The sequence below is a fragment of the Muricoccus nepalensis genome (assembly GCF_006438825.1).
GTDB lineage: Bacteria > Pseudomonadota > Alphaproteobacteria > Acetobacterales > Acetobacteraceae > Roseomonas > Roseomonas nepalensis.
Map to the genome: position 1 here is coordinate 1 of NZ_RCZP01000053.1, position 12,961 is coordinate 12,961.

The window sequence follows — 12,961 nt, forward strand, 5'->3', positions numbered from 1 at the left end:
ATCAGGACCGGCGCTGTTGAACTTCAGCACCCAGTCCCGGACGATCTGCAGCGTCACGCCGCCGATCCTGGCCGCTTCGGTCCGCGTCGCACCATCGTAAACCGCAGCTAGCGAAAGCAGCCGCCGGGCCTGAGCCGCATCCTTCGTCCGTCGCGCTGCCACGCGCAGGCGAACCGCGTCGAAGTCACCCCGAAGCGGAATGGCCATGGCGAACCTCCAGCGTTCGCCATCTTGAATCACGATCCGGCCCCATGAGGGAATCCCCCACGAGAGTCAGGGTCTCCGAGATTTAGTATTAGTAGTGCTTGTAAGTCAGCACCTGCCCAGCGGTCCTTAACCAGCAACACCTGCGCGCGAACCAAAACGGCAACTCTGCCTTCGATTGCCTAGATGTAGATCGCACTGTCAGCTGCAGCATAGCCGGCCCGACGGCAAGTGCATTCTTCACGCGGTGGATCACCTCACGCGACAGTAAAACTCGTCGCTTGTCGGCGAGCTTGCGTTCGGTGATATCGTGCGCGACGCCTGCCAGGCCCAGTGGTGTTCCGTCCGCTGCATGGACCGGTTGTCCACTGACCTAGAGCCAGCACACCGTGCCATCGGGACGCACAGCCCGGTATTCGACGTCGTAGTCAGCGCGCTCCGCGATCGATTGAGCTATCGTCGAACCGACCTGCTCGCGATCTTCGGCGTGAATGGCAGCGCGAAGGTCCTCACGGGAAAAAGGAGCCTCAAGCCCGCGGCCAAACGCCGCCCAGAAATTTGTTGATGTGGTCAGCCCATGGCTGCGGAGATCGAGTTTCCAGGGTCCAAGGGCAGCCTCGCCTCGTTCTCGCGCAAAGCTGCGAATGTTCCACGCTGGCCCGCACGCGAACGCGCCTCACCCAGGGCGCGGCGAACCCCAATCGGCAGGCCGGCCAGCCATAAGGCTCCCGGTGCGATCGACTCCCATCCTGCTGATGCGTAAAGCCGACCAAAAACGTTTTAAAAATACCAATTTTTTTGGGATCAGCGAGATAGGGCGCGATCTGGGTACAAGGGCAATTGTATCTGACAACGCAAACCGCTCGACGAGAAATCAAGGTGGACTGAGCCGCCGAGTTGCCGGGCAAGCCCACGTTCGAGCAAGCGGAGGCCGAAGCCACGTCGGTCCTCCGCTGGTGGACCTGTGATCGGCGGGCCTCCAGCCTCAGCCCAGAGTAAATCAACGGAGGTCCGATCAGGCGAAAATCTCCATGTAACGGTGACCTCCCCATGAGGAAGAGACAAGGCACCGTACTTGGCAGCATTGATTGTCATTTCGTGCATCGCCATTGCGAGAGTCACCGCGGGCTCTGGTCTGATGCGGACCGATGGGCCGGCAATCTCAACCCGCTTAAGCTCGTCGCCACCAGTGGATTCGGTTGCGAAGATTTTTACGAGAGGCTCGACCGTGCTGACCAAGATGTCGCGCAGCGTTGCCCCTTTCCAATCCTCGCGTGTCAGCAGGTCGTGGGCACGTGCCAGGGCCAGCAGCCGTGACTGAAAGGCTGAATGAAACTGGCGTCGCTCGGGCGAATCTGAGAGGTGCCTGTCAGTCGCACGGCGTGTCTGCTCGGCAAGAGCTTGAACCGCAGTGAGCGCATTTTTGACGCGATGGTTAAGCTCCCCCACAAGTAGCGCCCGTCGCTCCTCAGCCACATGACGCTGCGTCACATCCGAGGTGACGCATACCAGGCGGACCGGTCTTCGCGTCGGCCCCGTTCCCTGGAAGTAAGCCTGCCCGAGGGAGTGCAGCCACCGTGCTCCCGATGACGTTTGCACCTGGAGGCCACGATGCTCGAGTGAGTAGCGGCCGTGGCCGGCAGGGTCGAGGGCCGAAGCAATCGCGGTACGCACGTTGGCATGGTCGTCCCGGTGCACGAAGCCGGCAATCGCATCATCGAAGGAAAGTTTTTCTGGTAAGCCAAGGAGGGTGCGCGCGGCCGCGTCCCAGGTTGACGAGCCCGTGGTCGGGTCGAGCTCCCAGGCACAGGCGCCGGCGACCTCGAAAGCTAGCCGCGATCGCTCCTCGCTGGCTTGTAAGGCCGTTGTTGCCGCGTGACGTGCCGTGACGTCGACAAGGGTTGCGAGAGCGCCCCCGATCTTTCCGCTGTCACCGCGTACCGGCACGGCAGCAACGCGAAGTACTAGACTTTGCCAGGTGGTCTGGGGGGCAGCGAGTAGCACCTCGACTTCTTCCACAGTTTCGCCGCGTAGAGCCCGCGCTATCGGCCGCTCCTGAGGATCTACGATGCTGCCATCGGACCAAAACAGATGCCATTCGACAGCATCGTAACGGCGGCCTTTCACGTCCCGCCCTATCAGCCCAAGGATGTTCACGGCCGCTCGGTTGGCGTAGACGAAGGTACCGACAGCGTCAGTCTCAACGATAGCGACAGGGGCGGTGTCGAGCAGGCGATCCAACTGCCCCTCGCTTGCCCGAAGCGCCCGGCCTTCTTCAGCAAGCCCGGCGTTGACCTGACGCAGCACCGTGTTCTCGACCTGAGATAGCGTAAGGTGCGCGCGATCCTGCAAGGCTTCTGATGCCAGGTTATGCACCAGGTGACTGTCGTTAGGGCGGCTCCCCCTCAATGCCGCACGAGCAGAGAATAACTCCTGTCGTAATGAGCGAACTTCGGCCTCAAGTTCGTGCAGGCGCTTCTCCGTGGGTGCCACGGTCAAAGTCTTGCCGTCTTGAGGTTGCTGCGGATCCGGCATGATCTCACGTGCCTAAAAGCAAGCTAGAACTCGCTGCCCAGCTTCGACCGCCCGACTGCTTGGTCCGCACGCTCCAACTTCCTCTTTGCGACCCCGATTGGGAGGCACAGTTACCTCTGATTGAACAAACCTATAACGCTTCTAGCGTAAGTTAGCTGCATCAAGCGAGCCTGCTCCTTGAGGCTCTGGATTGGACGATCTGATCCAGCTTGGTCTACTGGGCTTTCGCGGAAGGAGAGGCATTGTCGGGTCTGGCTCCTACACCCGCGTCGGTTTTCGGAAAGCCTCTCATGAGGGCCGCCTGGGAGGCGAAGAGCTTGTCAGGGCTGCCGCCGGCAGGCATGCCGCGTACGATGCATTTGGCAAGCCCTTCGCAATTGGTGCTGCTTGATGCCTTATCTCAGCCGTAGGGGCCGCGCTGCTTGTGGGGCGGCCTCGGGCACCTGGGCGCGATCGTGGCGCTGGTGGACGTCTGGCTAGACGCGGGGAAGCTGCCGGCGCCCACGTGGGCAGGGCTGGCCAAAGGCTCACTAGGCGTCGAAGCGCGATCCAGGGGCTAAGCAGATCAGATCCACCCGTGCCGCCGCTGGAGTGCTCCCCATCAGACCGGACAGGTGACTGGGGTGGACGATTGGCGGGCGATGAACTCACGGGGTCCTAGAGAGAGCCCTTGAAAGTTGCGATGAAGGCGTTTTCCGTCGGCTTGCCCAGCTGGGAGAAGTCGATCCGCCTGCCGTAGTGGTAGGCGCAGACATCGACGAGGCGGCTAGTGAGCGCGGTATCGTAGCACATCGGGAAGGTTGAACCGGATCTGGGATCGATCGGGTTCAAAGGCGGGCACGACCGGCCGGCAAACCTCCACAGTGATGTTGTTGGGCATACGGAGGTGGCGCGAGCCGTGCCAGCCTGCCTGGTCGAGCACGAGGACGGCGTGGTCGTCGGTGGCGAGGGTGGCGGCGAAGTGTTCCAGGAACACGGCCATGGCTATGGTGGACACGCACTGCGGACATAGAGGCACCCCAACAAGGTCCAGTAAACAAAGGCAGGTGGAGTCTTGGGAGGGGCGGCCTGATAGTACACAGCTGCCACGTATACCCAGGATTCCTTAACCCCTGTAGCCATGCTGGCCTAGGCAAATCACCCAACCGCACATAGGTTGGATCAACACGCATGCGTAGCGGTTTCCGAGGTCAGTACAACCGGAGCTAGTTCTTCCGCATGGATGGAGTGCAGGGGCTTGGTGTCCAGCACCAGGAGCAGGTCGCTACAGAAGGGTCATTGTCTCCTCCGGTGGATGTGGTCGATCTGGCGACGCAGGCAGGGGCGCAGACCACTGGGCTTGCGGTGACCGCGCACCAAGCATTCACGCCGAGCCTGAAGGTTGTCCTCGCCGCCGCGTTCGGTGCCCTTGCCCTCCTTGCTACCGTCATTTCCTCAGCCGCCATAGGGCGAGTGGCTGACAAGCGCATCAGAGCCGATATTGGAGCGGAATTTATATCGGCCGCGGAGAACGTGGCTGCCTTGCTTGATCGCGGCCTATTTGAACGCCTTCGTGATGTCCAGGTCGCTGCATCGCTGGACGCGATGATAGATACGAACGTGACAATCGATGGTCGTCGGCGAATACTGGAGCGCTTGCAAGAGACTTACCCGGATTACGCCATCCTCGGCTACATCGGCGCCGATGGGCGAGTTGTTGAGACGAATTCTGGCATTCTGCGTGGTGCTGATGTTTCGGGGCGAGAGTACTTTCAAAGAGGCAAGCAGGGCCCTTTCGTCTCCGACGTGCATGATGCCATTCTCATGGCCCCCCTTCTTGGTCGGGGGCCGGATAACCCGCCGCGCTTCGTGGACTTGGCCGCTCCTGTTCGCGCCGCTGACAATGCGCTCGTTGGGGTTGTTGGCGCCCACCTCTATTGGGAGTGGGCGGAAGGCATTGAGCGCCACGTGATGGCTCCCGTTCTCGCACGCCACCCGGGCGCTGAGGCCTTCATTCTGTCTAAAAGCTCGGGACAAAACCTGGGTTGAGGCGTTGGGGAGGGATGGCCCTCCTCGTTCCCGATGACCTTTGGGCGGTGGTGGAACCGCTGTTGCCGCGAGAGCGGCCGAAGCCGAAAGGCGGTCGGCCGCGTGCGCCCGACCGGGCGGCGCTGGCGGGCATCTTGTTTGTTCTGCGGACGGGCATTCAGTGGCACGAGGTGCCGACCGAGCTGGGCTGCTGCGGCAAGACCTGCTGGCGTCGGCTGGGCGAGTGGCATGCCGCTGGAGTGTGGTCCCGGCTGCACCGGACCTTGCTGGAGCGGCTGCAGGACGCAGGTGCCCTGGACTGGAGGAGGGCGGCGCTCGACAGCGCGAGCCTGCCCGCGAAAAGGGGGGTGAGGACGTCGGGCCAAACCCGACGGACCGCGGCAAGCCGGGCACCAAGCGCCACCTCGTCACGGATGCTCGCGGCACGCCGCTCGGCCTGACGCTGAGCGGGGCCAACCGTCACGACAGCCGCATGCTGGTGCCCACGCTGGACGCGGTGCCCGGTGTGCGGGCCAGGCACCGCGGGCGCCCGCGCCGCAGGCCCGCCAAGCTCCACGCCGACAAGGCTTACGATCACCGCCGCTGCCGTCGCGAGTGCCGCGCTCGCGGCATCACCCCGCGCATCGCACGGCGCGGCATCGAGAGCAGCACCCGCCTCGGACGACACCGCTGGGTGGTTGAGCGGACCTTCGCCTGGCTCGCTGTCAAACGACATCGGAAACGCCCTCCTCGTGTTGCCTCAAGTCGGAATGTGACCCAACGCTCTCGTGTCGCTTTCCCAGCCGGCTGGGCTGGTCGAGGAGGAGCGCCTCTCAGGCGGGCTGGATCCGCAGCTCTGTTTTGGTAGGCACGGGAGGGCCTCCGAGCAGAACGTCTCGCGCCATGGCCGCCCGGCGGAGCTTCACGAACCGCTGGACCGTTCGCTCGTGCCGGGCCTGGAACCGATCGGGATCCGCCTCCCGGAGGCGAGCCAGGATCGCGACCGCCGTCAGGGCGGGCTGCACCTCCAGCCAGGCGGTGATCCTCTCGCGCACCCCGTCCATGATGGACGGCCGCACCAGCGGCTTTCTCCGGATGTACCGGCGCCGGTGCGTCGGGCGCCGTTCTCCGGCGCACCAGGCGACCTTCAGGCTGGCCGCGAACCGCTCGATGTTCACCGGCGCCGGACCGGCGATCCGCTCTGCTCCCGCACCGCGTTCGTCCACCCGCTGGCCGAGATGGGCCTGCGCTGATCGGATCTCCGCTAGCAGTAGCACCGGATCGGCGTTCGCCAGCATCGTTCGCAGATGCGCCTTGTCCCCCTCCGACACCGCCACGTGCGACAGGGCGCGCGCAACGGGCGGCTCGGGCGCGTGATAGCGCTTGAGCACGCGCGCGCCCTCGCGCCGCTTCTCTCGCAGCTTGAACGACGGCTGGAACAGATTGCCGTGCAGCCGGGACGCCGCGTACAGACGGGCCAGGGCCTCACCCGCCAGCACGCCTTCGAACCGCCCATAGCCCACCAGCCGCCGCACCACCGCGCCATTCTTCTGCTCGACCCAGGCCTGGTCATTCTTGCGGTAGGCCCGCGAGCGCGTGACCTCCAGACCTGCCGCCCGGCACCAGCCCACGACGGCCTCGTTCATGAACAGGCTGTCGTTGTCAAAGTCGAGCCCGCGCAGTGGAAACGGGAACAGCTCCCGTGCCCGACCCAACGCATGCACCACCATCTCTGCCTCTCGCACGACGAGCGGGATGCACTCCGTCCAGCCGGTGGCCACGTCCGTCAGCACCAGCGTCTGCACGTAGGCGCCGGCCACTGATGTCCCACCATGCGTGACGAAATCCGCCTCCACCCAGCCGGGCGCCGGATCACGCCAGTCGTTGAACGTCCGCACCGGCACACTTCGCCGCACGGCCGTGCCGAACCCGGCCGGGCGCCGCCGGCCGCCGCCTGCCAGCCGGCGAACCTCCCCCAGCAGCCGGTCGATGCTCGCCGCGCTCACTCTCAGCAGCTTGGCCCGTGTCGCCGCATCCAACTCTAGCCGCCCGTGCCTCTCCATGGCCGGCAGCAGCACGCGCACCATGGGCCGCAGCCGCTTGCCGCAGACCCGGTCCGACACCTCCCAGAGTTGGATCAGCGCCTCCCTGATCTCCGGCCCATAGACCCGGGCACGCCCTTTCCCGGGCGAAGCCGGCCCCACCCGCTCCTCCTGCCGCCGCTCCACCGCGCCGAGCAGCCGGATCGCATGCTTTCGGTGGTACCCGGCCACCGCAGTGAACTCGTCCAGGATCCGCGTGCGCTCGGTTCGCGTGGCCGCCTCGTACCGCTCGCGGACCACCTCCAGCAACTCGCCCCGCGTCGACATGCTGATCCGCCTCGCCATCCGCTGCCTCCCGGCCCGGCGCTCCCTGCCCGGTAGCAAACATCCTGAGGCAACGGCGCCCGCCGGTAGCATTCAGTTTGAGGCAATGCGCTCCTTGGCGTCACGAAAACTCCCCCCGGTTTACGCCTTCCCTGACCCTGTAATCGGCTCGGGCGCCGTAGCCCTCAGCAGGCCTGAGCGGCGCTTCTCCTTGAGCCGGTAGCTGTCGCCACGGATGGTGATGACGTGGCTGTGGTGCAGCAGGCGGTCGAGGATGGCGGTGGCCACCACGGGATCGCCGAACACGCCGCCCCACTCCCCCACGGCACGGTTGGAGGTCACCAGCATGGAGCCCCGCTCATAGCGGCGGCTGACCAGTTGAAAGAACAGGTGCGCGGCATCCGGCTCGAACGGCAGGTAGCCGAGCTCATCGACGATCAGCAGCCGCGGCTTGCTGAAGTGCAGCAGCCGTTCCTCGAGCCGACCCTCGCCATGCGCCTTGGCCAGCTGCGCCACCAGGGTGGGCGCGGGCACGAACAGCACCGTGTAGCCGGCGTTGATCGCCTCGCGCCCGATGGCCACCGCCAGGTGGGTTTTCCCCACGCCCGGTGGCCCGAGCAGCATCAGCGTCTCGCCGTTGCCCACGAACCGCCCGCTGGCGAGGTCGCGTCTCTGCCCGCGGTCGATCGAGGGCTGGGCCGTGAAGTCAAAGCCGGCGAGGTCGCGGGCGTAGGGGAACCGCGCGAGCCCCATCGCCATCTCGATCCGACGACTGTCCTTGCGCGCGATCTCGCGCTCGCAGAGCAGCGCCAGGCTCTCGCGGAGCGTCAGCTCTCCACGCGCGGCCTCGTCCAGCAGGCTGTCCAACCCGTCGCGGATGGCCGTCAGCTTGAGCCGCGTCAGCATGGCCGTGAGGCGGTCCTCGTTCGGCATCATCACCAGGCGCCCCCGGCCACTGCCTCGTACTCGGCCAAGGGCCTCAGCAAGGCTGGCAGCTCGGCCGGGGTGAGCGTGTCTCCCGTGGTGCGGCTGGCCTCTCTCCGGACAGCCCGGCCGCGAAATCCCGCCACACCCTCGAAGTGGGCCGGCTCGGTCGACCGTCCGCGCCGGCCCTCCAGCACGGCATGGACCGCGACCTCCCGCCCGGCGTGGCTGATCCTCACCATCCCCGCCCCGAGCGTTACCCGCACCCGCTCGCCGATCAGCCGCCAGGGCACCGAGTAGCTGTTGCCCTCCACCCCGACCGCGCAGTCCGACCCTACCCGCCGGACCAGGTCGCGCATCGCCCGGAACGGCGGCGTGCCGTCCAGCGGGCGCAGCGCCCCGGCCTCGTCGCGCAGGAACCGCACCATCGGCGCCTCGCCCGTGGTGCCGTGCACCCGCACATCGGCCACCTCCCGGGTCCAGGCGACCAGATGCGCCTCCAGCGCCTCCCAGCTGGCGAAGTCACGCCCGGCGATCGCGTTGCGCTTGACGTACCCCACCCCGCGCTCGTCCTTGCCCTTTGTGCGGGCCCGGTAGGGCGCGCAGGCCCGCGGCCGCACGCGCCAGTGCCGCACAAAGGCGTGCAGGCGGGCGTTGAACACCACCTCGCGCGTCGCCGCGTCGTGCCGGTCCACCAGGGCGCGGGCGTTGTCGAACAGGATCTCCTCGGGCACGCCGCCGAAAGCCTGAAAGGCGCCCTCAATTCCCTCAAACCAGCTCTCCTGGGCCTCGCTCCGGAAGGCCCGCACGTGCAGCCGGCGCGAGTGGCCCAAGGTGGCCACGAACAGGTGCACCCGCACCGGCACACCCGCGATCGCCACCCGCCGCTCACCAAAGTCGATCTGCAGCTGCCGCCCGGGCGGCGTCTCGAAGCGCACCGTCGCGCGCGCCGCAGCCAGAAGCCGCTGCCGGTACGGCGCGCAGGCCCGCTCCACCGTCCGCAGGCTCACCACCAGCCCGTGCTCGGCCGCCAGCTCCTGCCGAACCACGTCGGCGTTGCCGCCATGCCGTACCAGCCGCTCCTCCATCCAGCCCGACAGCTCCTCCAGCGCCGGTACCCGCCGCGCTCGGGAGTAACCGGACCAGGCTCCCTCCCGCACATACCGCCGCACCGTCTTGGGACAGGTGCCGAACTCCCGCGCGATCCGCTTGACGCCCCAGCCCCGCGCCTTGAGCGCCAGCATCGCCGCCACCTCGTCCGGCGTCCGCATCCGCTCCCTCCGCGCCTCGTCCAGCGCGGAACCCTGGATCACCCCAGCCCCATCCATCGACATCCCTCTCTCCCTCTCCAGAGGGGGGCGAATTCATGTCGCCAGGGGAGGGTCATTCCATGTCGCCCGACACTCGCCCAGTTCCGGCGGCTGACCGTCCGCTACGAGCGCCGCGCCGATCTCCACCTCGCCCTAACAACCCTCGCCTGCGCCGTGATCTGCCTGCGCCAAATTAGGAGGTTTTGTCCTTAGCTTTAAGTCCGGGCAGGTTCTTCTGGGACCTCGGAGCCAACGTGGAGCATCGATCTCAGACCTTGCTCCAGCAGCTCTTGCTGATTTTGCCGCCCAGCGGGCCGGCAGCGTGGTCGCGCGCCCCAGGTCAGAGAATGGAGCGGAGGACCGCCCCTACCTGGTGGGTTATGCAGCAACACACGGCCATCGCACCTTCCAGGGATTGGGGTGGACGGTGCTTGTGCGGCAAGACGCCGAGACGGCCTTCGCTCCCGCTCGCCAGCTCGCACAGCAGGTACTGTTCTGGGGGTGCGTCGCAGCTGCGCTGGCTGCGGCGCTTGGGTGGCTCCTTGCCGGGCTCATCACGCGTCCTCTGGCGGACCTCTGTCGGGTCGCACAGCGTCTCCAGACGGACCCAAGGGCCACCGAGGTGCCAACCGGCCGTGGCCTCTCTGAAGTTATGCTGCTCTCTTCCTCAATCTCTGCCCTGGTTGCCGGTGTCCGCTGGCGTGAGACGGCCCTCCAGGACAGCGAGGCAAGCCTCCGGCTTGCAACAGAGGCTGCCGGCATCACAGCTTGGGAGATCGACCTGACGGCGAGGCAACCCTCTCAGGCACGACGTCAGCCGGTAGTTCCAAGGGGATTAAAACCGCTGGCTGAGTGGACCATCGAGAGCTTCCTGGCGAGCGTGGTGCCGGAAGACCGGGACGGGGTTCTCCAGGTTTACGGCAGTGCCGTCGAGAACTCGGCCGACCTCTGCTTCTCCTGCCGCGTCCAACATGAGGGTGGCGACGAGGACAGGTGGGTTGAGGTGCGCGGTGTGCCGCTGACCGATCCTCTTACCGGACGCGTTTCCCGGTACACAGGTGTCATCCAGGACATCACTGAGCGCAGGCGTGCGGAGCAAGCATTGCAACTCCTAGTGCGCGAGCTGGATCATCGGGTGAAGAATCAGTTCGCCGTGTTCGACGGCTTGATCCAGTTCACGGCAAGAACAGCCGCCGATCCAGCAGCCATGGCCGGAGTTCTTCGCGGCCGCATCTCCGCACTTGCGACCGCTCATGATTTGGTGCGTGACGCGACCGGTGATGGCTCAGCCCGCGGGCTGCACTCTACAACCATGTCCGCGCTCCTTCAGACCTTGCTTGCTCCTTACGGCATCCGTGGGTCTGGAGATCACGGAAGCCGCTTGGGGCGGATCGAGATAGCCGGGCCAGGGGTGGACGTAGGCCCGACCAGTGCCTCAGCCCTAGCCCTTGTGGTGCATGAGCTTGCCACTAATGCAGCACGGCACGGCGCACTGTCTGTTCCGAGCGGTGTTGTGTTCCTATCCTGGTCAGCTGACCCCTCGGAAGATGTGGTTGTCCTTCTCTGGCAAGAGAGGGGCGGACCAGAACTAACTGGTGAACCGTTACGACGTGGATTTGGCACATCGCTCGTCCGTCAGAGTGTTCAAGGGCAGCTGGGCGGCCGTGTAGCTTTCGACTGGTCCCAGCCTAAAGGCCTGATCGTCTCACTGCACCTCTCTGCAAGTCGGCTGGCTCGATGAAGGGCCGCGATTCCGTGCGGTCATGGCTTGGGTGCCACGCCGCACCAATGATGCTGAACGGGTCGACTGCCGCGTTTCATCCGACAAGATGACAGGGACTGCCGTTGCGTTTGATGCGGAAAGGCCGGCCGGGGGGCGCCCCGCCGACCTCTCCACTTCCCAGGGCGCGGAGAGCCGTCCCGTCCGGAGAAGTCCGAGGGGGGCTGGTATGGCAGGTGATGCCGACCATAACTGCCCAGGCCAAAACCCGCCCGATGCGCGAGCTGATTTCCTAATGGCCCTCTCGCGTCCCGATCACACCAAGACCAGGTTAAGAGGGGGTTAAGGCGGCTCTAATTCTCTGGAAGCGCTGTGCGATCGCTGCTCACCGGCAGGCACTCTCACCGCGATCGACAATCTGCCGAATGGCTTTGGCCTCATCGGGACAGCCTGGGATCGGATCGTAGGCCACGGCATGTCGCACAGGACAGATCTGATCAACCATGACGTGCATGCCGTGCCGGGCCCTCGGAGCCTGCGTCCACTCGAGGTTCGTCCCCGCGCGGCGCATTGTCTTGTTCAACTCAAAGATCGCGCCGCATCTGCCGCACACTGCTTCTGCCATCTCAGCTTCCCTCCGCGGGGACAAAGCTGGATGTGGCAGAAGGATCAGGCGTCGGCCAGTTGATCCTGGAGCTGCCGCGTGGCCGCGTAAAGGGCAGCGGTGATCAGCGCCGGGTGCCTCCACTGGTCCTCGCCCGAACACGGAAGCGGCGCCGCAGACAGGTGCTCAGCAATGCGCTCGCATGCGTCATGCAGAGCCGTGCACCGCGTGGCCGGGTCGTCGGTCTCGGCAAGGTACATCTCGAGGCTGGTGAGCAGGGCCTGCTGAAGCTGTGCGGCAAAAACGGGTTGTGAGTAAGCCAAACTGGGGACCTCCAACTTCAGTGCGGCGCCGTAACCATGGCTAGGGTTCGCACACTCTCCCCCATCTGTCAGCCGAGACTACAAAATCTAACGTTCCGATTTCAGAAGATGTTGCCGTTATGAAACAGCACTTTATGTAGATAACTTCGCGCAAAGGCTTCGCTGGCATGGAGGAATCGCTCAAGAAATCGAGCTTCGAATCCTTGCGCTCGATATGTTTTACGAATGAAAGAATCTGCATCTTCAGTGACCTGAAGTACCCTCCTCGTCCCCCCCACCGAGTGCCCGAGCCATGTCTCTGCGCCCGACCTCCGACTGCCCCTTCCAGAGCGAGCTGCGCTCCGTCCTGGCAACCTTGCAGTGCTTGTCAGACTACGCGGCCGAGCAGGGCGACGGCCGGTCCGCCTCGATCCTCGGCAACGCCGCCGGCCTCCTTGAGCTGTCGCTCGTCACCCCCCCCCGTGCAGGCTCCTGTGCGCCCGACGGTGCCCACCCGTGAGCAGCTCGCCGAGTTCATCGCCTGACCCTCGCAGACAGCAGCCGGGAGGCGGGCGGCAAAGTGGCTCACTTCCTCATCCCTCTCGGGGACAGGATCAAGGCTTCTGCCGATTGCCTTCCGCGCATTCATGACGGGCGAACTCAGCATCAAACAGCACCGCCAGGCGGCTGCGCACCGCTATCGCCTGTAGCGGATCCCCACCGACGGGCGACTCAGTGAGGACACGCTCCATCTGCGTGCGGAGAGTTCGGATCAGGGAGGGCTGATCACCCTCTGCCGTCCGCCCGAGCATGACGTCCATCGCTTCGGCCAACGAAGCCGCGACCATCCGCTCAGACGCATCCTCCGACGGAGGGTCGGAGCCATTGCTCATTTTTAACACCCTTTGAAGAGTAGATTCCCTACCCAGCTCTACTGGTGCCGAGGCCGATGCTTTAGAGCACGCTTTACCTTTCAGTTACCTTCCACA

At 65.3% G+C, this 12,961-nt stretch carries 12 protein-coding genes and 2 pseudogenes; 6 read left to right on the plus strand and 8 right to left on the minus strand.

Going from position 1 to position 12,961, the window contains the following annotated elements:
- The 4 genes and pseudogenes from EAH89_RS27400 to EAH89_RS27415 all read right to left on the minus strand — a co-directional run.
- Window positions 1–207, minus strand: a pseudogene (locus tag EAH89_RS27400) (helix-turn-helix domain-containing protein); the annotation flags it as partial.
- A gap of 370 nt (window positions 208–577) precedes the next feature.
- On the minus strand, window positions 578–850 hold the full coding sequence (locus EAH89_RS33595) for a PAS domain-containing protein (RefSeq protein ID WP_140886900.1): 273 nt from the start codon (window positions 848–850) through the stop codon (window positions 578–580).
- Between the two features lie 158 nt (window positions 851–1,008).
- Window positions 1,009–2,739 (minus strand): HWE histidine kinase domain-containing protein, encoded by a 1,731-nt coding sequence (locus EAH89_RS27410; RefSeq protein ID WP_140886882.1) that lies wholly within the window; start codon window positions 2,737–2,739, stop codon window positions 1,009–1,011.
- A 766-nt stretch (window positions 2,740–3,505) separates the two neighbouring features.
- Entirely contained in the window at window positions 3,506–3,736 is a 231-nt protein-coding gene (locus tag EAH89_RS27415; protein WP_140886883.1) for a hypothetical protein, read from the minus strand.
- A gap of 221 nt (window positions 3,737–3,957) precedes the next feature.
- Between EAH89_RS27415 and EAH89_RS27420 the strand changes: the two genes are divergently transcribed.
- Both EAH89_RS27420 and EAH89_RS27425 read left to right on the plus strand, forming a co-directional pair.
- Window positions 3,958–4,767, plus strand: a complete 810-nt coding sequence (locus tag EAH89_RS27420) for a PDC sensor domain-containing protein (RefSeq protein WP_140886884.1) — start codon at window positions 3,958–3,960, stop codon at window positions 4,765–4,767.
- A gap of 14 nt (window positions 4,768–4,781) precedes the next feature.
- A protein-coding gene (locus tag EAH89_RS27425) for an IS5 family transposase (RefSeq protein ID WP_241667242.1) occupies window positions 4,782–5,614 on the plus strand; the annotation gives its coding sequence in 2 pieces (ribosomal slippage) (window positions 4,782–5,106 and window positions 5,106–5,614; 834 coding nt in all).
- Here EAH89_RS27425 and EAH89_RS27430 read toward each other — a convergent pair.
- The 3 genes from EAH89_RS27430 to istA form a co-directional block, all read right to left on the minus strand.
- Entirely contained in the window at window positions 5,580–7,133 is a 1,554-nt protein-coding gene (locus EAH89_RS27430; RefSeq protein ID WP_140886885.1) for an integrase catalytic domain-containing protein, read from the minus strand. The genes EAH89_RS27425 and EAH89_RS27430 overlap by 35 nt on opposite strands.
- Window positions 7,134–7,253: 120 nt before the next feature.
- Window positions 7,254–8,048 (minus strand): IS21-like element helper ATPase IstB, encoded by a 795-nt coding sequence (gene istB / locus EAH89_RS27435; RefSeq protein ID WP_277753897.1) that lies wholly within the window; start codon window positions 8,046–8,048, stop codon window positions 7,254–7,256.
- A complete protein-coding gene (istA, locus tag EAH89_RS27440; RefSeq protein ID WP_140886902.1) occupies window positions 8,048–9,307 on the minus strand; it encodes an IS21 family transposase in 1,260 nt (419 codons plus the stop codon). The genes istB and istA overlap by 1 nt, the downstream gene beginning before the upstream one ends.
- Before the next feature lie 132 nt (window positions 9,308–9,439).
- Here istA and EAH89_RS27445 point away from each other — a divergent pair.
- The 4 genes and pseudogenes from EAH89_RS27445 to EAH89_RS27460 all read left to right on the plus strand — a co-directional run.
- Window positions 9,440–9,559 (plus strand): annotated as a pseudogene (locus EAH89_RS27445) (IS5/IS1182 family transposase); the annotation flags it as partial.
- Between the two features lie 439 nt (window positions 9,560–9,998).
- Entirely contained in the window at window positions 9,999–11,087 is a 1,089-nt protein-coding gene (locus tag EAH89_RS27450) for an HWE histidine kinase domain-containing protein (protein WP_140886886.1), read from the plus strand.
- Between the two features lie 663 nt (window positions 11,088–11,750).
- Window positions 11,751–11,984 (plus strand): hypothetical protein, encoded by a 234-nt coding sequence (locus tag EAH89_RS27455; protein WP_140886887.1) that lies wholly within the window; start codon window positions 11,751–11,753, stop codon window positions 11,982–11,984.
- Between the two features lie 301 nt (window positions 11,985–12,285).
- Window positions 12,286–12,492 (plus strand): hypothetical protein, encoded by a 207-nt coding sequence (locus EAH89_RS27460; RefSeq protein ID WP_140886888.1) that lies wholly within the window; start codon window positions 12,286–12,288, stop codon window positions 12,490–12,492.
- Window positions 12,493–12,586: 94 nt separating this feature from the next.
- Here the strand turns inward: EAH89_RS27460 and EAH89_RS27465 are convergent, their stop codons facing one another.
- Window positions 12,587–12,865 (minus strand): hypothetical protein, encoded by a 279-nt coding sequence (locus EAH89_RS27465; protein ID WP_140886889.1) that lies wholly within the window; start codon window positions 12,863–12,865, stop codon window positions 12,587–12,589.
- Window positions 12,866–12,961 lie beyond the last annotated feature (96 nt).

Excerpts from the sequence above, each read along its gene's own strand:
- EAH89_RS27430 (WP_140886885.1), bottom strand. The coding sequence starts at position 7,133 with ATGGCGAGGCGGATCAGCATGTCGACGCGGGGCGAGTTGCTGGAGGTG.
- EAH89_RS27465 (WP_140886889.1), bottom strand. The coding sequence starts at position 12,865 with ATGAGCAATGGCTCCGACCCTCCGTCGGAGGATGCGTCTGAGCGGATG.
- istA (WP_140886902.1), bottom strand. The coding sequence starts at position 9,307 with ATGCGGACGCCGGACGAGGTGGCGGCGATGCTGGCGCTCAAGGCGCGG.
- EAH89_RS27450 (WP_140886886.1), top strand. The coding sequence starts at position 9,999 with ATGCTGCTCTCTTCCTCAATCTCTGCCCTGGTTGCCGGTGTCCGCTGG.
- EAH89_RS27460 (WP_140886888.1), top strand. The coding sequence starts at position 12,286 with ATGTCTCTGCGCCCGACCTCCGACTGCCCCTTCCAGAGCGAGCTGCGC.
- istB (WP_277753897.1), bottom strand. The coding sequence starts at position 8,048 with ATGATGCCGAACGAGGACCGCCTCACGGCCATGCTGACGCGGCTCAAG.
- EAH89_RS27420 (WP_140886884.1), top strand. The coding sequence starts at position 3,958 with ATGGATGGAGTGCAGGGGCTTGGTGTCCAGCACCAGGAGCAGGTCGCT.
- EAH89_RS27410 (WP_140886882.1), bottom strand. The coding sequence starts at position 2,739 with ATGCCGGATCCGCAGCAACCTCAAGACGGCAAGACTTTGACCGTGGCA.